15 protein-coding genes are annotated in these 19,475 nt (G+C 72.9%); 9 read left to right on the top strand and 6 right to left on the bottom strand.

Features of this window, described 5'->3' with window-relative positions; genetic code table 11:
• Nucleotides 1-29: 29 nt before the first annotated feature.
• Nucleotides 30-767, bottom strand: a complete 738-nt coding sequence (locus tag ABGB17_RS06900; protein WP_347626955.1) for a hypothetical protein — start codon at nucleotides 765-767, stop codon at nucleotides 30-32.
• A gap of 208 nt (nucleotides 768-975) precedes the next feature.
• Here ABGB17_RS06900 and ABGB17_RS06895 point away from each other — a divergent pair, with 208 nt between their 5' ends.
• Genes ABGB17_RS06895 through ABGB17_RS06885 form a run of 3 tightly spaced genes read left to right on the top strand, consistent with a single transcriptional unit; the run spans nucleotide 976 to nucleotide 4,031 of the window.
• Nucleotides 976-1,269: a hypothetical protein gene (locus ABGB17_RS06895; protein ID WP_347626954.1), complete on the top strand. Its 294-nt coding sequence runs from the start codon at nucleotides 976-978 to the stop codon at nucleotides 1,267-1,269.
• A 12-nt stretch (nucleotides 1,270-1,281) separates the two neighbouring features.
• Nucleotides 1,282-3,723 carry a nitrite reductase large subunit NirB gene (gene nirB, locus ABGB17_RS06890; RefSeq protein ID WP_347626953.1) on the top strand — a complete coding sequence of 814 codons (2,442 nt, stop codon included), beginning with the start codon at nucleotides 1,282-1,284 and terminating at the stop codon, nucleotides 3,721-3,723.
• Complete coding sequence (locus tag ABGB17_RS06885; protein ID WP_347626952.1) at nucleotides 3,720-4,031, top strand: Rieske (2Fe-2S) protein; 312 nt, start codon at nucleotides 3,720-3,722, stop codon at nucleotides 4,029-4,031. The genes nirB and ABGB17_RS06885 overlap by 4 nt, the downstream gene beginning before the upstream one ends.
• Before the next feature lie 3 nt (nucleotides 4,032-4,034).
• On the opposite strand, the gene ABGB17_RS06880 is transcribed toward ABGB17_RS06885, so the two are convergent.
• The 4 genes from ABGB17_RS06880 to ABGB17_RS06865 form a co-directional block, all read right to left on the bottom strand.
• A complete protein-coding gene (locus ABGB17_RS06880) occupies nucleotides 4,035-5,150 on the bottom strand; it encodes a glycosyltransferase (protein WP_347626951.1) in 1,116 nt (371 codons plus the stop codon).
• An 80-nt stretch (nucleotides 5,151-5,230) separates the two neighbouring features.
• The gene (locus ABGB17_RS06875; protein WP_347626950.1) at nucleotides 5,231-6,661 is read right to left on the bottom strand and encodes an acyltransferase family protein; all 1,431 of its coding nucleotides are present in this window, start codon (nucleotides 6,659-6,661) and stop codon (nucleotides 5,231-5,233) included.
• A gap of 712 nt (nucleotides 6,662-7,373) precedes the next feature.
• Nucleotides 7,374-9,047, bottom strand: a complete 1,674-nt coding sequence (locus ABGB17_RS06870) for an LCP family protein (RefSeq protein ID WP_347626949.1) — start codon at nucleotides 9,045-9,047, stop codon at nucleotides 7,374-7,376.
• A gap of 236 nt (nucleotides 9,048-9,283) precedes the next feature.
• Entirely contained in the window at nucleotides 9,284-10,816 is a 1,533-nt protein-coding gene (locus ABGB17_RS06865; protein WP_347626948.1) for a hypothetical protein, read from the bottom strand.
• 147 nt (nucleotides 10,817-10,963) lie between these two features.
• On the opposite strand from ABGB17_RS06865, the gene ABGB17_RS06860 reads away from it, so the two are divergent.
• The 3 genes from ABGB17_RS06860 to ABGB17_RS06850 all read left to right on the top strand — a co-directional run bounded on the left by ABGB17_RS06860 (nucleotide 10,964) and on the right by ABGB17_RS06850 (nucleotide 15,214).
• Entirely contained in the window at nucleotides 10,964-13,057 is a 2,094-nt protein-coding gene (locus ABGB17_RS06860; RefSeq protein WP_347626947.1) for a hypothetical protein, read from the top strand.
• A 146-nt stretch (nucleotides 13,058-13,203) separates the two neighbouring features.
• Nucleotides 13,204-14,133, top strand: coding sequence for a glycosyltransferase family 2 protein (locus tag ABGB17_RS06855; protein WP_347626946.1), 930 nt, complete (start codon nucleotides 13,204-13,206; stop codon nucleotides 14,131-14,133).
• A 1-nt stretch (nucleotide 14,134) separates the two neighbouring features.
• On the top strand, nucleotides 14,135-15,214 hold the full coding sequence (locus ABGB17_RS06850; protein WP_347626945.1) for a glycosyltransferase family 4 protein: 1,080 nt from the start codon (nucleotides 14,135-14,137) through the stop codon (nucleotides 15,212-15,214).
• Here ABGB17_RS06850 and ABGB17_RS06845 read toward each other — a convergent pair.
• Nucleotides 15,169-16,113, bottom strand: coding sequence for a lysylphosphatidylglycerol synthase domain-containing protein (locus ABGB17_RS06845; protein ID WP_347626944.1), 945 nt, complete (start codon nucleotides 16,111-16,113; stop codon nucleotides 15,169-15,171). The genes ABGB17_RS06850 and ABGB17_RS06845 overlap by 46 nt on opposite strands.
• 82 nt (nucleotides 16,114-16,195) lie before the next feature.
• Between ABGB17_RS06845 and ABGB17_RS06840 the strand changes: the two genes are divergently transcribed.
• The 3 genes from ABGB17_RS06840 (at nucleotide 16,196) to ABGB17_RS06830 (ending at nucleotide 19,342) form a co-directional block, all read left to right on the top strand.
• A complete protein-coding gene (locus ABGB17_RS06840; RefSeq protein ID WP_347626943.1) occupies nucleotides 16,196-17,038 on the top strand; it encodes a class I SAM-dependent methyltransferase in 843 nt (280 codons plus the stop codon).
• On the top strand, nucleotides 17,035-17,991 hold the full coding sequence (locus ABGB17_RS06835; protein ID WP_347626942.1) for a lysylphosphatidylglycerol synthase domain-containing protein: 957 nt from the start codon (nucleotides 17,035-17,037) through the stop codon (nucleotides 17,989-17,991). The genes ABGB17_RS06840 and ABGB17_RS06835 overlap by 4 nt, the downstream gene beginning before the upstream one ends.
• Nucleotides 17,992-18,217: 226 nt before the next feature.
• The gene (locus tag ABGB17_RS06830; protein WP_347626941.1) at nucleotides 18,218-19,342 is read left to right on the top strand and encodes a glycosyltransferase family 1 protein; all 1,125 of its coding nucleotides are present in this window, start codon (nucleotides 18,218-18,220) and stop codon (nucleotides 19,340-19,342) included.
• Nucleotides 19,343-19,475 lie beyond the last annotated feature (133 nt).

Genomic DNA, 19,475 nt, shown 5'->3' with positions numbered 1-19,475 from the left:
CGGGACGTGTCCGGAGCGGGCCGGGGCGGTCAGGTGAAGGTGGTGGCTTCGGCCTCCCAGCGGCTTCCGATGGAGTGGCCGCCTCCGATGCGGGCGTCGAGGAAGTCACTGAGGGTGGTGATGGCGGACAGGATGTGGTCGGCGTTGTCGCGGCGTTCGCCCCGGGCGATGTCCAGGTGGAAGCTGATCAGCTTGTCGAACCAGACGCGCCACTCGGGGTCGCGGAGGCGTTCGCAGAACTCACGGTAGGTGATGACGCGGCCGGCCTGACGGTCCCAGACGGACTCGCCGATGCTGGGCTGGGTGACGTAGTAGACGCCGAGGTTCTCCAGGTAGCCGAGCTGAACTCGCATCAGGAGCCCCGCGAGGGTGGTGTCGTCCTGCCGGGACAGGCGGAGGTACGGGAAGTCCTCCTTGACCCGCATGAGCTGGGCGAACAGGCCGGCGGTCAGGTACACCGAGGACAGCAGGGCGCAGCCGTGGCCGTTGTACCACTCGGCGTCCTTGGCCGAGACGGACGCGGGGGTGTCGAGGACGAGCATCTCCTCGCAGCGGCCGTCGTCGTCCACCCGGGCCAGGGTGGAGGAGAGGCGGTAGTGGTTCTCCACCAGGTGGAGGCGCAGTGGGTTGACGTAGCGGGAGTTGATCTGGCGGCGTTCGTTCTCCTCGTCCCGGCGGCGCTGCTGCCGGTTGCCCAGGAGCAGCGTGAGGATCGAGACGAGGAGTGAGGTGGCGGCGGCGATGGCGGCGGCGGCGACGTTGCTCATGAACGGGCTCCTTGGGGGGTGGGGTGTCGCGGGTGAGGACTGGTTAACCGGGTGGACATGCCTTTTGTATGCCGGAGAAATGCGGTGGGCCGACGCTGGGCCGGAAGTGTCGGGTGTTCTGGTGTTCGTTCCGTTCGGGTAGGAAAGGACTGAAGTGGAGTCGACCCCCCGTTTTCTCCAGGGAATCTTTCCGTTCGTCGGCAAGGGGATGGACGCGCCGTATCCGGTGGCGTCCGCCTTGCGGTACGTCGTCCCTGACGGTGTCGTGGCGCAGCCGGTGTACCTGCGGGGCGGGAACACCAGTGACGAGCTGGTGTGCGTGATCCTCATTCGGGACGGGGCGCCGATGCGGTACTTCCCGATCGGGGCCAAGGCGGGGACGCACGTGTCGCTGCGGGTGGTGGAGGATCTGGAGCCGGGGACCACGATCGACCTGTTCGTCGCCGCGCCCGATGGCGCGGAAGGGTCGCTGGTCGTCGATCTCGGGCTGGTCGAGGTCTGAGGGGGGCGGGCCATGCGGCTGGTGGTGATCGGGAACGGGATGGCGGGGGTGCGGGCGGTCGAGGAGGTCCTGGCCAGGGGTGGCGGGGAGCGGTTCGAGATCACGATCTTCGGGGACGAGCCGTACGGGAACTACAACCGCATCATGTTGTCCGAGGTGCTGGCGGGGAACGAGCCGGAGGACGGGATCTTCCTCAACAGCCTGGCGTGGTACGAGGAGAACGGGGTCACGTTGCGGGCCGGCGTGCGGGTGCGGCGCGTCAACCCGTTCGCGCGCAAGGTGTACGCGGACGACCGCAGCGTCACCCGGTACGACAAGCTGATCATCGCCACGGGCAGCGTGCCGTTCGTGCCGGACATTCCCGGCATGCGGGTGGCGGAGCGCGGCTTCCACCAAGGGGTCTTCACCTTCCGCACCATCGACGACACCCGCAACATGCTCAGGTACGCCCGCGGCCACCGCCGCGCCGTGGTGATCGGCGGCGGGCTGCTCGGGCTGGAGGCCGCGCGGGGGCTGCAGAACCACGGCCTGGACATCACCTTGGTGCACGCCGGTGGCCACCTGATGAACCAGCAGCTCGACGCGCAGGCGGGGGCCGTGTTGAAGCGCAGCGTCGAGAGGCTCGGCATCACCGTCGAGCTGAACGCCAGGACCACCGAAGTGGAGGGCGTCGAGAAGGTCACCGGCATCGGCCTCCTGGACGGCCGCTCCATCGAGTGCGACATGGTGGTGGTCGCGGCCGGTATCCGCCCGAACGCCGAGATGGCACGGGCCAGCGGCCTCGTCGTCGAGCGGGGCATCGTGGTGGACGACCAGATGCGGGCCGTCGATGAGCCGGACATCTACGCCGTCGGCGAGTGCGCGCAGCACCGGGGCAGGGTGTACGGGGTGGTCGCCCCGCTGTGGGAGCAGGCGCGTGTGCTGGCCGACCACCTGACCGGTGCCGACCCCACGGCCGCGTACCACGGGTCGCGCATCGCCACCAAGCTCAAGGTGGCGGGGGTGAACGTCGCCTCCATGGGCGTCACGGGCCCCGAGCGTGAGGACGACGAGTTCGTGGTGTTCGCCGAGCCGAGCCGCGGCACGTACAAGAGCGTCGTGGTGCGCGACGGCCGGCTGATCGGCGCGACCCTGGTGGGCGACGTCGACAAGATCGCCTTCCTCACGCAGGCGTTCGACCAGGGGCTGCCGCTGCCCGAGGACCGGGTGCGCCTGCTGTTCGACCTCGGCGGCCCCTCGGCCGAGACCTCCGTGGCCGAGCTGTCCGACGACGCCCAGGTGTGCAACTGCAACGGCGTCAGCAAGGCGGCCCTGGTCGAGACGGTGACCAAGGGCATCAGGTCGGTGACCGGGGTGATGAACGAGACGCGCGCCGGCAAGGGCTGCGGCTCGTGCCGTTCCCTGGTGGAGCAGATCGTGGACTGGGCCGCGGGCGGCGCGGCCGAGGTGGACCCGTCCGCGAACTGGTACGTGCCGGGCGTCCCCCTCGCCAAGCCCCAGCTCATGGCCGAGATCCGTGCCCGCCGCCTGACGTCGGTGTCCGCCGTCTTCGCCGCGCTCGCCCCCGGCGGCATCGAGGACGCCAAGAGCAAGATGGGCCTCGCGTCCCTGCTGCGCACCATGTGGGCGGACGAGTACGTCGACGAGCGCGACGCCCGTTTCATCAACGACCGGGTGCACGCCAACATCCAGAGGGACGGCACGTTCTCCGTCGTGCCCCAGATGAAGGGCGGCTGCACCACCCCCGACCAGTTGCGCCGCATCGCCGACGTCGCCGACAAGTACCGGGTGCCGCTGGTCAAGGTCACCGGCGGCCAGCGCATCGACCTGCTCGGCGTGCGCAAGGAGGACCTGCCCGCGGTGTGGGCCGACCTCGGCATGCCGTCGGGCTACGCGTACGGCAAGAGTTTCCGCACCGTGAAGACCTGCGTCGGCCTGGACTTCTGCCGCTACGGCCTCGGTGACTCCACCGCGCTCGGCATCGCCCTGGAGAGCCGGTACCAGGGCCTGGAGGGCCCGGCGAAGATGAAGCTCGCGGTCACCGGCTGTCCCCGCAACTGCGCCGAGGCGTACGTCAAGGACCTCGGCGTGGTCGCCGTGGAAGGGGGCCGCTGGGAGATCTACGTCGGCGGCGCGGCGGGCGCGCACGTCCGCAAGGGCGACCTGCTGGCCACCGTCGGCACCCACGAGGAGGTCGTCACCCTGACCGGCCGCTTCCTGCAGTACTACCGGGAGAACGCCAACTGGCTGGAACGCACCTACGCCTTCGTGCCCCGCGTCGGCATCGACCGCGTACGCGCCGTCGTGGTGGACGACGCCGAGGGCATCGCCGAGCGCCTCGACCGGGACGTGCAGGCCGCCGTGGACGCCTACCGCGACCCCTGGCAGGAGGGCCGCGCCCCGGTCACCCCCGGCCAGTTCCGCCCCGCCCTCCCGCTGGTCGAGGTCCGGTGACCGGCGGCCACCGCCTCGGCCCGCTGGCCGAGATCCCCGTCGGCGAGGGCCGCGCCTACACGGTGGGCGGCGAGCGGATCGCCGTCTTCCACCTGCGCACCGGCGAGCTGCGGGCCGTCTCCGCCGTCTGCCCCCACGCCGGCGGCCCGCTGGCCGACGGGCAGATCGACGACGAGATCGTCATCTGCCCCCTGCACCAGCACACCTACGACCTCACCACCGGCTGCTCACGCAGCGGCCAGAAGGACCTGCGCGTCTACGCCACCGAGGTGACCGCCGACGGCCACGTGGTCGTCCGCGTGCCCTGAGGGTCAGGCCGGGACGACGCGGCGCAGCGCGGTGGCCGGCACGCGGGACGCCCACTCCTCCAGGTGTGCCACGAAGTCGCGGGCCTGGTCGGGCCAGTGGTAGTTGCCGCGGGCCTCGGCGTAGCCGTGGGAGCCCATGACGGTGCGGCGCTCGGGGTCGTCGCGCAGGCGCAGGACGGCCTGGGTGACGGCGTCGACGTCGCCGTAGGGCACGATGACGCCGCAGGCGGCGCGGCCCACGATGGAGGCGGCCAGCGGGAGCGGGGTCGTCACCACGGGCACGCCGCGCGCCATGTACTCGATGATCTTCGTGGGGAGGGACTGCCGGTAGTTCGGCACGTCGTGCAGCAGGGACAGGCCGGCGAGGGCGCCCTCGGTCATGCGCAGGGCGTGGTTGTTGGGCACGTAGCCGAACCAGTCGAGCAGGCCCTCGCGCTGGGCGTCGCGCAGCATGGGCCGCACCTGCGGGTCGGCGGCACCGATCAGGTCGACGCGGATGCCGTGCGGGCGCAGGCGGCGGGCCAGCTCGATCATCTCCAGCGTGCCGCGGGCCTCGGAGAGCTGCCCCACGTACACCACGCGGTTGCCGCCGGGCGGGGGCGGCGGGGTCTCCGGCACGTACGTCGTGTTCGGCACCACGGGGTGGTTGCCGGTGAAACGGTCACGGTACGCGGCCTCGGCGAGGATCAGCCGCAGCCGGCGCTCGGCCCGGCTCTCGATGCGCTGGATCAGGCCGGGCAGCAGCCGCCGCGCGGACGCGGGGAGGTACGGCTTGGTGTCCAGCGCGCCGACGGTGTCCTCGTGCACGTCCCACACGGTCGTGGGGCGGCGGCGCGGCAGCGCGAACAGCAACTCCATGTCGTGCACGAGAAGCAGGTCGGCGTCCCTGGACCCCTTGCGCAGCGCCGCCCGGGCGGCGTACAGGGCGTGCCTGCGGCGTAGCCCAACGGCGCGCGGCACGTCGATGGCCCGGACCTCCGGGATCGGCGTGACGTTGCAGTGGGTGAAAGGCGCCACATAGGTGACCTGGTGACCGGCCTCCAGCAGCGCGCGGATCTGACGGTGCATGATCCGCGCGTCCTCCGGATGGTGGACGATCGTGCCGACACATACCTTCATGTGTCGATGCTGAGCGCCGTTCGCTTACTGCCTGGATGCGTATCGTTAATCGCGGTGGAAATGCGGTTGAACATCCGGCCCTAGGAGGTCGCCGACCTGGCGTCCGCCGACGGTCTGCGGTAGAGCCAGGTGAGCCTCGGCTCCAGCAGCCACTTGAACACCGATCGAGTCTCAGGCAGGCACAACACGATGGCGAGCGCGAAGCAACTGCTGACGATCGCCATGACGCCGAGCGGGCCGTGCAGCCACGGGAACTCCAGCCAGCCCATCTCCTTGGCGATGTACACCGGCACGCCGTGCAGCAGGTAGCAGTACAGCGTGCGGGTGCCGAGGTCGGAGAACCACGTGGCGCGGCGCGGGATCAGCGCGAGGATGGCCGCCGACATGGCGAGCGCGGCGACCAGCAACGCGACCCGCATGCCCATGCCGGTCCACCACGGCAGGTTGAGGTCGGAGTAGCTGTTCTTGTAGTACACCGGCGCGAGCTTGACGTGCGGGGCGATCAGGATGGCAACCGCCGCGCCGCCCGCGAGCACGAGAACCGACACGAGCTTGATCCAGCGGCGGTTCAGCATCTCGAAGTGGTGGGGCTGCAGCCACAGGCCGAGCACGAAGAACGGCATCAGGCCGAAGAAGCGGTCCATGCTGAAGTCGCCCGGCAGGTCGGACAACCCGGCCAGCAGGTAGACGGCCAGCGCGATCGGCAGGGGGTGGCGCATGCGCTTCCACACCGGGGTGGACAGGCGCCACAGCAGCAGGGCCAGCAGGTACCAGTTCAGCCAGGCCGGGTCGATGATGGTCAGGCTCCACTTGTGGCCGAACGCGAACCGCAGCAGGGCGTACCCGATCTCCACGATGACGTACGGCACGAGGAACGTGTCCACGAGCTTGTTGGTCTTGGCGTTGGAGTTCCAGAAGTTCCGGCTCAGGTAGCCGCTGATGATCACGAACAGCGGCATGTGGAACACGTAGATGAACAGGTACGCCGAACGCGCCGAGTGCGCCGACAACGTCGGCACCAGGGAGTGGCCGGTCACCACCAGCGCGATCAGGACGAACTTCACGTTGTCGAGGTACGGCTCGCGGGCGCGCGGGGTGCGCGGCGCGGGCTGTTCCTCCTCCTCGGCCCGCTCCCCGGCGAGGCGCTGCTCGCCGCGTCCCCAGGCGGGCACCGGCGTGGCCGCGGACGCCACGGCCGCGCCGGCGGGCACGGGGGCCACAGGCCGGCGCTCCCAGTAGGAGAAACCGTCGGAGGGGGTGGGGGTCTGGTCGCCCGGGGCCTGCCGGGTGGGGGCCTGGTCGCCCTGGGCCTGCCGCGGCCCGGTGCCCTCGGCCGGAGGCTCCGGCCAGGAGGGGCGGTCGAAGGCGAAGGTCTCCGGGTCCTCCTCCGCCGCGTGGCGGCTCCGGCGCGCGGGCGGCTCGGCCACCGGCCACAGCGGCCCGGCGGGCTCCCCGCCACGCGGCCGATGCCGGTCCCAGGCGCCCGTCGGCGGCTCGGCCCCGTCGGGCACCGGCCAGCGCGCCGCCCGCGCGGCCTCGGCCGCCGTGCGGGGCCCCGTCTCGGAGTACGGCTGCGGACCGGCGTGACCGCCTTCACCCGGACGCGCGCCGGCGTGTGCCCCTGGGAGGTGCTGCGGTCCGGTGTGCGTCGCCTCGGTGTGCTGCGGTCCGGTGTGTGTCCCGGGGTGGTGCTGGGGCCCTGTATGTGTCGCCTGGGTGTGCTGGGGTCCGGTGTGTGTGCCGGGGTGGTGCTGGGGTCCGGTGTGCGTCGCCTGGGTGTGCTGGGGTCCGGTGTGTGTCGCCTGGACGTGTTGGGGGCCCGTGTGAGGTTCGGGAGCCGGGTCCGTGGTCGTGTCCGTGTCCGTGGGCTCCATGACGGGCCCTCCGGGGTCGCCGGAGGCGTCGGGGGCGGGGGCGCCGGTGGAGGCGCCGTCCGCGCGGGGGGCCGGAACGTGGAAGGACGATCTGGTTTCACTCACGGGGGAAACGCTCGGCTATCTGTCGGAGACTGTGCTGACCTGTGCTTACGTGTGATCGCGGCGGATTCTGGCGGTCGCCCGTGACGGGTGAGGCGATCGAGGACGACGGCGGACGCGCTCACCAGATCAGCCAACCCTAACGTGCCGACCTTGGATTGTCGCGACAGAGCCGCGATTCCCGCGTCCGCAGACGGCAAAAACGGCCCGACTCCCTGGGGGGAATCGGGCCGTCCGGACTTATCGGTCAGGTGCTGCAGACGTCGGTCTTGGAGTCGACCACGCGGGCGCTGTCGGGGATGGTGACCGGCACCTTCACGCCCTTGAAGTCGGCTCCGATGACGAGCTGGATGACAGGGCCGTCGGCGGCCGTCGCGCCGTCGGCGTTCGCCTGCGCGGTGGGGACGGCGGTGGCGGACGGGGTGAACGGCACGACGCTGCCCGGCTTCACCTTGCCGTCGGCCGGGGTGACCTTGCTCACCAGCTTGGCGGCGAGCGGCGCGGCGTAGTCGGCGCCGTCCGCGGCCTTCTTGGGGTAGAGCACCTGGGTCTGCGGCCGGTCGGTGCCGTCGGCGTTGCGGGCGTCGCCCACGGTGACGACGTCGAAGCCCTGCGCGGCCAGCGCCTCGGCGACGTCCTTGGCCCGCCCCGGGGTGCTGGTGCCGTTGAGCACCTGGACCTTCACCTGGGCCGGCTTGATCGACGGCTTGGCGGGCCCGGAGGCGGACGCGGCGGCGCTCGGCTTGGCCGTCGGCGTCACCTCGATGTCGTTGCGCAGCGACTCGAACAGCCGCCCCGCGTCCGGCTGCTTCCACTGCACGCGGTTCTTGTCGCTCGGGTACGCCTCCCACGGCACGGTCACGAACTTCACGCCGGACGCGGTGAGGCTGCGGGCGCTCTGCGCGATCTGCACGAGCGTGTCCACGTCGAGCTGCGGGTCCATCACCACCGACTGCGCGGCGGCGGTGATCAGGCTGATGAGCTTGCCCGGGTTCGTCAGGGTGTCGCCGCTCGTGGCCTTCTTGACGACCTGGGAGAGGAAGATCTGCTGGCGCTTGATGCGGCTGATGTCGCCGCCGTCACCGAGGGCGTAGCGGGCCCGCACGTACGCCAGGGCGGCCTCGCCGCGCACGATCTGCTTGCCGGCCCGCAGCTCCAGCTTGGCCTTCTTGTCGCTCACGGCATGCGGCACGCAGATCTGGATGCCGCCGAGGGCGTCCACGATGTTCTTGAAGCCGGTGAAGTCGACCTTGATGTAGTGGTCGATGCGGATGTTGGTGTTGGCCTCGATCGTGTTGATCGTGCAGGCCATGCCGCCCTCGTTGAACGCCGAGTTGATCATGTCGAGCCGGGGCGGGATCGCGGCCTTGGTGCGGGCGTGCTTGCACGCCGGGATCTGCACCATCGAGTCGCGGGGGAAGCTGATCAGGGTGGCCTTGTCCCGGTTGGGGGAGACGTGCAGGAGGATGATCGTGTCGGTGCGCTCGCCCTCGTTCTCCATGTGCTGGCCGTACCGCTTGTTGTTCCCGGCCCGGGTGTCGGAGCCGACCAGCAGGACGTTGAGCGCGCCCGTGGTGTTGACCGGGCGGTTGGCGTTGAGGCCGCCGCTGACGTCCTGGGTGCGCAGGTTGCCGAGCAGGCTGCGGTACAGCGTGTAGCCGCCGAGGGAGAGGCCCACCAGGACGACGGTCAGGGCGATGCTGATCCAGGCGAGCACCCGGCTGCGCTTGCCGCCACCGGAGTCGCGCCCACGGCGGGAGCCCGGGCCGTCCGGCGGCTCGGGGGGCTCGGCGGCCCTGCGGCGCCGGGGCGGCGGGTCGCCTTCGGGATGGCGGGTCTCGGGGGCCGCGGGAGGCATCGGCGCGGCGCGGTGGCGGCGGGGACGCTCGCCGCCGTCCGGCGGGCGAGGCGGCGGCGCCATCGGCTGGCGTGCTCGGCTCGCCCTGCGGCCGGGTTGCGCGGGCTCCCCCCGGTGATCCGTCACAGGTGCGACGTGTCGGTGCTCGCTCATTTCGTCATGAGATTAGGTCACCAGCCCGGCTGCGGGCAGCATGATCGGATGAATGGTCTCGTGATCATGCGTACTCCAGGCGGTCGAAGCGGCGGCGCAAGCTTACCGACACGAGGATATTTACTGGAACAGTCTAGTCGGCCGCTTTAACCATTGTGCATGGAATCCGCAGGTAGATGCGGTTTTTGGGTACTGGGAGAAGTTGACAGGCCGGTCACGGCGAGCGCGGCGGCGAGGAAGGCGAGGGGGACCGCCGGCAGCACGTAGCGGTAGTCGAACTCCGCGGTGGCGGCCGGGATCACCAGAAGTGCCGCGGCCGTCGCCCACGGCAGCACCCAGGGCCCTCCTCGCCGGCGGCGGACGGCGGCGGCCACCGGGGCGGCCAGCAGGACCAGCAGCAGGAGGGTGCCGGGGAGCCGCGCGACGTCCTGGTAGGCGCGCACCCACCCCGCGAAGGGCTCCTCGACGCGGGTGCCGATGGGGCCTCGCTGGTACTCCTGCGTCGCCAGGGTGACCCCCAGGAGCGCGGGCTCGCGGGACGGAGGGGCAGGGGTCCGCGCCGGGAACTCGTAGTGGTCGTATGTTTCCCGGTCGGGGTAGACGGGCCGCCCCCAGGTGAAGCCGCGGGCCAGCTCGCCGAGGACCGAGGCGGCGTAGTCGAGGGGCTGGGACCGGAGGGCGAGCATCGCGAAGCGGCCGGCCAGGCGGTCGGAGCTCGCGGAGAAGGTGATGCCGGGGAGGGCGGGCAGGGGGGCCCCGGGGTCCCAGACGTACGCCTGGGACGGCGGGCGGGCGTCCGGCGGGGTGTCGTCGCAGAGGACGGCGAGGTCGGGGGGCGGGCGCATGACGGCGCAGTCGGCGAACGACATGGTGCGGCCGTAGAGGAACACGCCGTTGGCCCCCACGATGCCGAACCGGTGGTGCGTGGCCGAGAACCACGCCGCGTACGCCCCGACCGGCACCAGCGCCGCCACCAGGCAGACGGCGGCCGCCTGCACCCCTCTCGGCCGGAGCCGCGAGCCCGATCGCCGCAGCGCCTGCCAGGCCCGGCGCACCCCGCGCGGCATCTCGGCCGGGTCCGTCCGGCGCACCCCGAGGGCCGGGTCCGGCCGCCGGAACGCCAGCCAGAGGGTGACGAGGACGATCAGCGGCAGACCGACGGTGCGCGTGAGCGTCGCCGCCGCCAGCAGCAGCCCCGCGGCCGCCGCCCCCCGCCACGTCCGCGTCCGCGCCGCGGCGTACACCCCCGCCACGACGAGGAACATGAAGAGGGTGTCCGAGACCAGCAGATGCTCCAGCTGCACCTGGTACGCGTCCAGCAGCACCGGCGCCGACGCCGCCACCCCGGCCCACGCGGGCCCGCCCCACCGCCGCACCCCCGCGTAGACCAGCACCCCGGTGGCGAGCCCCAGCAGGTGCTGGACCAGCGCCACCGCCGCGAAGTCGTGGAACGGCTCGAGCAGCCGCAGGAACACGGAGTACCCCGCGGGCCGCACCAGATCGGGCCGCGGCCGCAGTGCCGTCACCACATAGGTGTACGAGTCCGGGAACCACAGCGCCGGCCGGTACCCCAGCATGACCAGCCCCCGCAGCCCGGCCCCGGCCAGGACCACGCAGAGGAACACCCGATGCCTCCGGGCGTGGCCCCCCCAGCTCGACACGGGGTACCGCCTCAGCATCGTGCTCCCTCCCGAAGCGTGCCCGGTGCCACGGCCGTGACGAGGCGTGTGCGTGGGTGGTGGTCCGGGGCCGTACGCTACCTGGTCGTGGTGGTGGTTCGTGCGGTACGTGAAGCGGTGGGGGGCGTTAGGCTCGCTGGTCGGACCATGATCGGGGGCGAGGTGGGACGGTCGTTGCCGGGGACGGCGGGGCGGTGGCTCGCGGTCGCCTCGGTGGTGCCCGCGCTCGGCCTGGCGGGGTGGCTGGTGGGCGGGGTGCTGCTGGTGACGGCCGGGACGTACCGGCCGCTCGCCGCGGTGGTGGTGGGGGGAGGGCCGGCGGTCGGGTTCGCGGCCTTCGGGGCGTGGACGGCCTGGCGGGGGCCGGTGCCGAGGGCGTCGGGGCTCCAGGCGATCGCGGTGGGCGGGGTCGCCTTGGTGTCGGTGGTGTTCAACGGGCTGCTGCGCAGCGAGCAGCTCATCGTGCGCAGGGACCCGGGGACGTACGCGCAGTACGCCATCTGGCTGGCCCGGCACGGGGGGTTGCCGATCCCCCGGGACCTGGCGGCTTTCGGCGGGGTGACCGATCCGTTCCTGCGGTTCGACAGTGTGGGGTTCTACGACCACGGCGGGGCGGTGGTGCCGCAGTTCATGCCGGGCGCGCCGGTCCTGGACGCGGTGGGGTACTGGGCAGGGGGCGTCGAGGGGCTGCTGTGGGTGCCCGCGGTGCTCGGGGGGCTGGGGGTGCTCGTGGTCGGGGGACTGGCGGCGCGGCTGGCCGGGGGATGGTGGGCGGCGCTCGCGGCGCTCGGGTTCGCGGTGGCGTTGCCGATCCTGTACACGTCGCGGACGACGTTCAGTGAGATGCCGTCGCTGATCTTGTTGTTCGGGGGGATCGCGCTGACGCTGGACGCGCGGGCACGGCCCCGGGCGGCCGTCCTCGCCGGCGTGGTGTTCGGGCTCGCGGTGGTGGTGCGCATCGACGCGTTGCGCGATCTGCTGCCGGTGCTGGGGTTCGCGGGGCTGGTCGCCGCGCTGCGCGGGTCGGGCGGGCGGCGCGCCGGGTACGCGCCGATGGGGCTGCCGCTGGCGGCGGGGGTGCTGGCGGGGGCGGCGTTCGGGCTCTGGGCGGGGTACACGCTGTCCCGGCCGTACCTGGAGTACCTGTCACCCTCGGTGCGGCCCCTGCTCGGCATAGCGGCGATCACGCTGGCGCTGGCCGTGTCGTGCGCCGCGTTCGGGCCGGTCGTCGTACCGCGGCTCGCGCGCCTGCCGCGCTGGCCGGGGACGGCCGCCGCCGCGGGGGTCGTGCTGGTGGTCGCCGCCTTCGCGGTCTGGCCCTGGGTGGCTACCGTGCGGCGGGTGCCGGGGACCCGGGACGACCGGGCCAACGCGATGTTCATCGCGGGCGTGCAGAAGGCCAACGGCCTGCCGGTGGACCCGTCCCGCATCTACACCGAGCACTCCCTGTGGTGGGTGATCTGGTACCTCGGCGTCCCGGCCGTCGTCCTCGCCACCCTCGGCGCGGCCGTGCTGGCCCGGCGTGTGCTGCGGGGCCGCGACCTCACCTGGGCCCTGCCGCTGGCGATCATCGCCTGGTCCACCGTGACGACGTTGTGGCGCCCCGCCATCACCCCCGACCACCCCTGGGCGTCCCGCCGCCTGGTGCCCGTGGTGATCCCGGGCCTCGTCCTGCTGGGGGTCTGGGGCGTCCGGTGGCTGCGCGACCGCGCCGCCAGGGCCCGCCGCCCGGCCGGACCGGGCAGGAGATGGCTGCGGGACGGCGTGCTCGCCGCGGGGTGCGTCCTGCTGGTGGTGCCCGCGGCCGTGACGTCCGTCGGCACCGCGTTCACCCCCGCCGAGCGGGGGGAGGCCGCGGCGATCGCCGAGCTGTGCGGCACGTTCCCCAGGAACGCGAGCGTGCTCATCGTCGAGCGTGCCACCGCCGACCGTTTCACCCAGGTCGTCCGGAGCATGTGCGGCGTCCCGGCCGCCCGCGTCCCCGCCGTCACCGGTGACGTCGCCCCGCCCGCCGTCGTGCGCCGCCTCGCCGGCCGTGTCCGCGCCGCCGGCCGGGTGCCCGTCGTGCTCGCCGCCGAGGGCGGGCAGCTCACCCCGTACGGCCCCGCCACCCTGGCCCTGCGCCTGCGCACCCGCCAGGACGAACGGTCCCTGGTCGAGGCACCCGACGGCACGTGGACCCTGGCCATCGACGTGTGGAGCGTCGTCCCGCCCCCCGGTCGAGGTGACGACCCGGGATGACCGGAGGCGAAGCCGCGGCCGGCCACCTGCCGGGTGCCGAGGGGGTCCATCCCGTTTCCAGGGAATAGCGCCCCCTCGTGCGGGAAGGGTGCCGATAACGCTGACGTGGACTCCATCGCCGTCCAGGGCCGGTATTCTCGCCCGACGTGAGTGTGACCGAAACGCCTGAGACGGGACCCGCTGTGGACGCGAAGCCGTACGTGACGATCGTCCTGCCGTGTTACAACGAGCAGGACCACGTGATCGCCGAGGTCGAGCGCATCTGCCAGGCCATGGACACCAGCGGTTACACCTACGAGCTCGTCGCCGTCGACGACCACTCCACCGACGGCACGCTCGACCGGCTGCGCGAGGCCTCACCGCGCTTCCCGAACATGCGGGTGGTGGCGTTCCACCGCAACGGCGGCTCCGGCACGGTGCGGCGCATCGGCACCCAGGACGCCCGCGGCGAGATCGTCGTGTGGACCGACGCCGACATGACCTACCCCAACGAGCGCATCCCCGAGCTGGTGCAGATCCTGGAGAAGGACCCGTCGATCGACCAGGTGGTCGGGGCGCGCACCAGCGAGCAGGGGTCGCACAAGTTCCTGCGGGTGCCCGCCAAGTGGTTCATCCGCAAGGTGGCCGAGCGGCTGGCCGGCCAGGAGATCCCCGACCTCAACTCGGGCCTGCGCGCGTTCCGCAGGTCGGTGTCGCTGCCGTACCTGCGGTTGCTGCCCCCCGGGTTCTCCTGCGTGACCACGATCACGCTGGCGTTCCTGTCGAACCAGCACGACGTGCACTACATGCCCATCGAGTACAGCAAGCGGGCCGGCAAGTCGAAGTTCAGCTTCATCTCCGACGCCTACCGGTACATCCTGCAGGTGCTGCGCATGGTGATGTACTTCAACCCGCTCAAGGTGCTCATGCCCCCGGCGATCTGGCTGGTCGTGATCGCGCTGGGCAAGGGCGTGGTGGACATGTTCCGCCACCCGTTCTACTTCCCGGCGAGCACGGTGATGACCTTCCTGTCCGGCCTGATCATCGGGTCGCTCGCGCTGCTCGCCGACCTGATCGTCCGTTCACGGGGCGACTGACGTGCGGATCGCGATCGTCGGCCCGGCCTTCCCGTACAAGGGCGGCGGGGCGCAGCACACCACCGAGCTGGCGCACCGCCTGACGGCGCTCGGGCACGACGTCGTGATCGAGTCGTGGCGGGCGCAGTACCCGTCGTTCCTGTATCCCGGGCAGCAGACCATAGACGCGCCCGAGGGCGAGCCGTTCCCCCACGTGCGGCGCGACCTCGACTGGCGCCGCCCGGACGGCTGGGTGCGGTGCGGCCGGCGGCTGCGCGGCCTCGACCTGGTGGTGCTCACCTTGCTGAGCCCGGTGCAGGTGCCCGCGTACCTCGGCGTCCTGGCGGGCCTGCGGCGCGGGGCCCCCGTGGTCGCGTTGTGCCACAACGTGCTGCCGCACGAGCGCAAGCCGTACGACAGGCCGCTGGTGAAGGCCCTGCTGCGCCGGGCCGACGGCGTGCTCGCCCACTCGGCCGAGCAGGCCGAGCTGGCCCGTTCCCTGTCCCCGGCCCCCGTGCGGGTGGCCGCGCTGCCCCCTCACCTGCCCGCGCACGGCGCCGCCGGGGCCCGCGCGGACGGCGTGCGGAACCGGCTGCTGTTCTTCGGCATGGTGCGCCCCTACAAGGGCCTCGACCTGCTGCTGCGCGCGCTCGCCGAGGTCCCCGGGGTGTCGCTGACCGTGGCCGGCGAGTTCTGGGGCGGCCTGGACGAGACCCGCGCCCTGGTCACGTCACTCGGGCTGGACGGCCGGGTGGAGCTGCGCCCCGGCTACGTGCCCGCCGCGGACGTCCCCGCGCTGTTCGCCGGGGCCGACGCGCTGGTGCTGCCGTACCGCTCCGCCACCGCCAGCCAGAACGCCTGGCTCGGCCACGAGCACGGCCTGCCGGTCATCGCCACCCGCGTGGGCGCCCTCGCCGACCACGTCACCGACGGCGTGGACGGCCTGCTCACCGACCCCGGCTCGGTGCCCGCGCTGACCGAGACCCTGAAGCGCTTCTACGCCGACGGGGAGCCCGAGCGCCTGCGCCGCGGCGTCAAGGCCGTGGACCCCGAGCCCTACTGGGCGGCGTACGCGTCGGAGCTGCTCGCCGCGGGCGCCTGACCCCGGGCCAGCGCGAACCCGAGGGCCGCCCAGACCAGGTCGGCCAGCGTGAACGCCAGGCGGGACACCACCGCGATCACCAGGGCCAGCGGCGCGTCGAGCACCGGCGCCAGCACCAGCACCAGGGCACCCTCGCGCACCCCGATGCCGGCCGGCACGATCACGGTGAGCAGCCCGGTGGCCCAGGCCAGGGCGTACGCCCCGGCGGCGAGCGGGTACAGCGACGCCCCGCCGGGCCGCACGTCACCGAGCAGCAGCCAGACGTGCACGCCGTACAGCAGCCACCCGGCCAGCGTCCACGCGGCGGCCACCAGCATGGCCCGGCCGGGCAGGGACCGCTCCAGCGGCTCCCTGCGGGCGGCCCGCAGCACCAGGTTCAGCCCGTACGTCAGCACCCGCGGGTGCAGGGCCACGACGATCACCGGCACCAGCGCCAGCAGGTACCACGCCCGTCCCGCGACCTCCCGCGACGTGAACGGCAGCGTCGCCGCGGCCAGCCCGAGTGCGCAGCCGAGCGAGAGCACCAGCGCGATCACGGTGGCCCCGAACGTGCGGCGCGGCGGCGACCCGTGGTCGCGGGCCAGCTCCATCATCGCCGCGAAGGCCCACACCGACCCCGGCACGTACTTGCCGAGCTGCCCGAGGCACATGACCTTGGCCGCGACGCGCACCGGCAGCGGCGACCCGAGGCCCGCGAGCACCACCCGCCAGGCGGCCAGCATGCACCCGACCCCGGCGAGCACCGCCGCCAGGGCGCCCGCGACCGTGCCCCACGACAGCCGGCCGAGCGCCGCCGAGGTGGCCCCCCAGTTGGCGGCCAGGCCGTACCCGAGGAACCCGAGCGCCACCACGGCCAGGCCGGCGCGCACCAGGCCGCTCGATCGCAACCGTGTCAACACCCGCCCAGCGTACGGGCCCGGGGCACGGGGAAACGGACGACTCGGGGGAAGGGGCATGGGCGGCGCACTAGTCTTGGGCGGCGTGGGTAAGGAACGCGGGGTCCAGCTCGCCTATTCGGAGTTCCAAGGGGCGATGCTGGACGAGGCCAAGCGGCGGCGCAAGGCCGCGAAGATCATCGCGGTGCTCGGGCACTTCCTCGGGCGGGAGCCCGGCGCGGCGCTGGAGGGCATGACCGTGGCCGACGTCGGCTGCTCCGCGGGGTTCATCGCCGACGAGCTGGCCTCGGCCGGGGCCCGGCACGCCATCGGGGTGGACATCGACGTGCCGGGGCTGCGCAAGGCGTCGGAGCGCTTCGGCGAGCGGGTGACGTTCCTGTGCGCGGACGGCACGGCGTTGCCGTTCCCCGACGGGTCGGTGGACGCGCTGGTGTTCAACCACATCTACGAGCACGTCGTGGACCCCGACGCGGTGATCAAGGAGATGCGCCGGGTGCTCGCGGACGACGGTGTCCTCTACCTCGGGCTCGGCAACCGGCTCGGCGTCATGGAGCCGCACTACAAGCTGCCGTTCCTGTCCTACCTGCCTCCCGCCGCGGCCGACCGGTACGTGCGCCTCTCCGGCCGCGCCGATCACTACCACGAGCGGTTCCGCACCCGGGGCGGCCTGCGGCGCATGCTGCGCGACTTCCACATCTGGGACTACTCCCTGCCCGTGCTCGCCACCCCGGACCGCTTCGCCGGCGGGGAGCTGTTCGGCGGCGCGGCCGGCCGCGCCGTCCAGGCCACCCTCGCCCGCACGCCCCGCACCGCCCTGCGCGGCCTGCTGCCCGTCGTGCCCACCTACCTGTGGGTGGCCACCAAGACCCCCCGCGCCCCCCTCGGCGACGCCCTGCCCCAGCCGCCGCAGCCCGTTCGCACGCCGTGACCACCGGCACGACCGGCCGCGCCGAGATCCCCAAGCGGGCCGTCCCGGTGCGCAGGAGGCTGGTGCGGTACGGGTTCCTCGCGGTCGCGCTCGGGTTCGGCGCGTGGGCCGTGGCCGCGCGGTGGGACGCCGTGGCCGAAGGCTTCGGGCGGCTGTCGTGGGGCCTGGTGGCCGGGTCGGTGGTGGCCGTGCTGGCCGCCCTGGTGGCCGGCATGATGATGTGGCGGGCCCTGCTCGCCGACCTCGGCTCGCCGCTGGCGCTGCGGGACGCGGGGAAGGTCTTCTTCGTCGGGCAGCTCGGCAAGTACATCCCGGGGTCGTTGTGGCCGGTGCTCGCGCAGATGGAGCTCGGCAGGGACCTCGGGGTGCCCCGGCCGCGCAGCGCCGCCGCGTTCTTCCTGACCTACCCGCTGTACCTGGCCAGCGGCATCACCGTGGCCGTCCTGACCCTTCCCGGCCTCGCCGGGGGGTCGGTCACCGGGTACGCGTGGCTGCTCCTGCTGCTGCCCGTGCTGGTCGCGGGCCTGCACCCCCGGGTCGTCAACGGCCTGCTCGGCCTCGGCCTGCGCGTGCTGAAGCGGCCGCCGCTGGAACGCCCCCTGACCCGGCGCGGCGTGCTGGTGTCCGCGGCGTGGGCGTTCGCGGGCTGGGCGGCGTACGGGGCGCACCTCGCCCTGATCGTCGCCGGGCTCGGCGGCACAGGGCCCCGGGCGTTCGCGTTGTCGTTCGGGGCGTTCGCGCTGGCCTGGTGCCTGGGGTTCGTCGTGGTGATCGCCCCCGCGGGCGCCGGGGTGCGCGAGGTCGCCATGGTCGCCGCGCTCGCCCCCGTGCTGGACGCCGGCCCGGCCATCGCCGCCGCTCTGTGCTCCCGACTGGTGGTCTCCCTCGGGGACCTGGTCTGCGCCGCCGCGGCGGGTCTCGCCGCGCGCCGCGCGGGGGCACCGCACGACTGAAATCGTGCCGAAACATGGCCCATGGATTGTTGTTTGCCTGTTCGTGGGGTGGGGTTCGGGGGAAATGGGGCGTGATTTCTCTCACGGGTTCCGGGCCCGTCGGAATAGAGTGAAGAGGGTGGGGATCGGGGCGATGGCGGCGTGGAGGGGACCTGTGTCCCCGGTGCCGCCGCTTGCCTGAGGTCTCCGCGTGACGTGATGGGAAGTGCGGAAGGAGCGATCGCTCTTGAGGGCGCGAGTTCTCGTTGACGCCGCGGCGGTCCCGGCGGACCGCGGAGGGTTGATCCGGTACGTCGACGGGCTCGTTGCGGCACTCGGGCGGGCGGGGGCCGACCTCGCCATCGTGTGCCAGCGGTCCGACGCGGAGCGGTACGGCCGCCTGGCGCCCAAGGCCGAGGTGCTGCCGGGCCCGCCGGCCATCGCGAGCCGGGGCACCCGGCTGGTGTGGGAGCAGACCGGGGTGCCGGTGCTGGCCCGGCAGGTGGGCGCCAAGGTCATCCACGCGCCGTACTATTCGATGCCGCTGCACTCCGGTGTGCCCACGGTGGCCACGGTGCACGACGTGACATGGTTCACCGAGGCACGGGCCGACAACGACCGCGCGTCGTTCTTCCGCGCCGCCACCCGCACGTCGGTGCGCAACGCCGCCCGGGTCGTGGTGCCGTCCAAGGCCACCAGGGACGAGCTGGAGCGGGTGCTCGGGGCCGACCCCACCCGCATCGACGTGGCCTACCACGGGGTGGACACGGCGCTGTTCCACCCGCCGTCCCCCGCCGAGGTGCGCAAGGCCGCCGACCGGCTCGGCCTGCACGGGCAGCCGTACGTCGCGTTCCTCGGCGCCTTCGAGCCGCGCAAGAACGTGCCGAACCTCGTGCGGGGCTTCGGCCAGGCGGTGGCGGACCTGCCGTCCCCGCCGGCGCTGGTGCTGGCCAGCGCGGCGGTGTGGGAGGACGAGGTGGACGCCGCCATCGAGGAACTGCCGGTCACCGTGCGGGTCGTCCGTCCCGGCTACCTCTCCTACGCCGACCTGCCCGGTTTCCTCGGCGGCGCCGTCGTGGTCGCCTTCCCGTCCCGCGGCGAAGGCTTCGGCCTGCCGGTACTGGAGGCCATGGCCTGCGGCGCCCCCGTCCTGACCACCCACCGCACCTCGCTGCCCGAGGTCGGCGGCGAGGCCGTCGCGTACACCGAGCCGGACGCCACGAGCATCAGGGACGCCCTGCGGGCCCTGCTGGAGTCCGAGGAACGCCGGGAATGGCTGGCCGCCGCGGGCCTGGCCCGCTCGCGTGAGTTCACCTGGGAGGCCTCGGCGGAGGCGCACCTGCAGTCGTACCAGCGTGCGCTGGAGCAGTGAAGCACGCCACTCGCGGAGGATCGGCGCTCAGATGGTGCCCGGAACCCCGCTCTCACCTGCGGTGACGCGCTCCGGTGGTGCCCGGTGCGGCCGGGCGGTGCCATATCGTTGTCCGCGAAGCCGGATCAGTGGG

It is taken from the genome of Sphaerisporangium sp. B11E5, from assembly GCF_039871875.1.
Lineage (GTDB): Bacteria > Actinomycetota > Actinomycetes > Streptosporangiales > Streptosporangiaceae > Sphaerisporangium.
The sequence above is the reverse complement of the archived record's forward strand: the minus strand, read 5'-3'. Positions and strand labels throughout refer to the sequence as shown.

Excerpts from the sequence above, each read along its gene's own strand:
- ABGB17_RS06900 (WP_347626955.1), bottom strand. The coding sequence starts at position 767 with ATGAGCAACGTCGCCGCCGCCGCCATCGCCGCCGCCACCTCACTCCTC.
- ABGB17_RS06895 (WP_347626954.1), top strand. The coding sequence starts at position 976 with ATGGACGCGCCGTATCCGGTGGCGTCCGCCTTGCGGTACGTCGTCCCT.
- nirB (WP_347626953.1), top strand. The coding sequence starts at position 1,282 with ATGCGGCTGGTGGTGATCGGGAACGGGATGGCGGGGGTGCGGGCGGTC.
- ABGB17_RS06880 (WP_347626951.1), bottom strand. The coding sequence starts at position 5,150 with ATGAAGGTATGTGTCGGCACGATCGTCCACCATCCGGAGGACGCGCGG.
- ABGB17_RS06870 (WP_347626949.1), bottom strand. The coding sequence starts at position 9,047 with ATGGCGCCGCCGCCTCGCCCGCCGGACGGCGGCGAGCGTCCCCGCCGC.
- ABGB17_RS06865 (WP_347626948.1), bottom strand. The coding sequence starts at position 10,816 with ATGCTGAGGCGGTACCCCGTGTCGAGCTGGGGGGGCCACGCCCGGAGG.
- ABGB17_RS06860 (WP_347626947.1), top strand. The coding sequence starts at position 10,964 with ATGATCGGGGGCGAGGTGGGACGGTCGTTGCCGGGGACGGCGGGGCGG.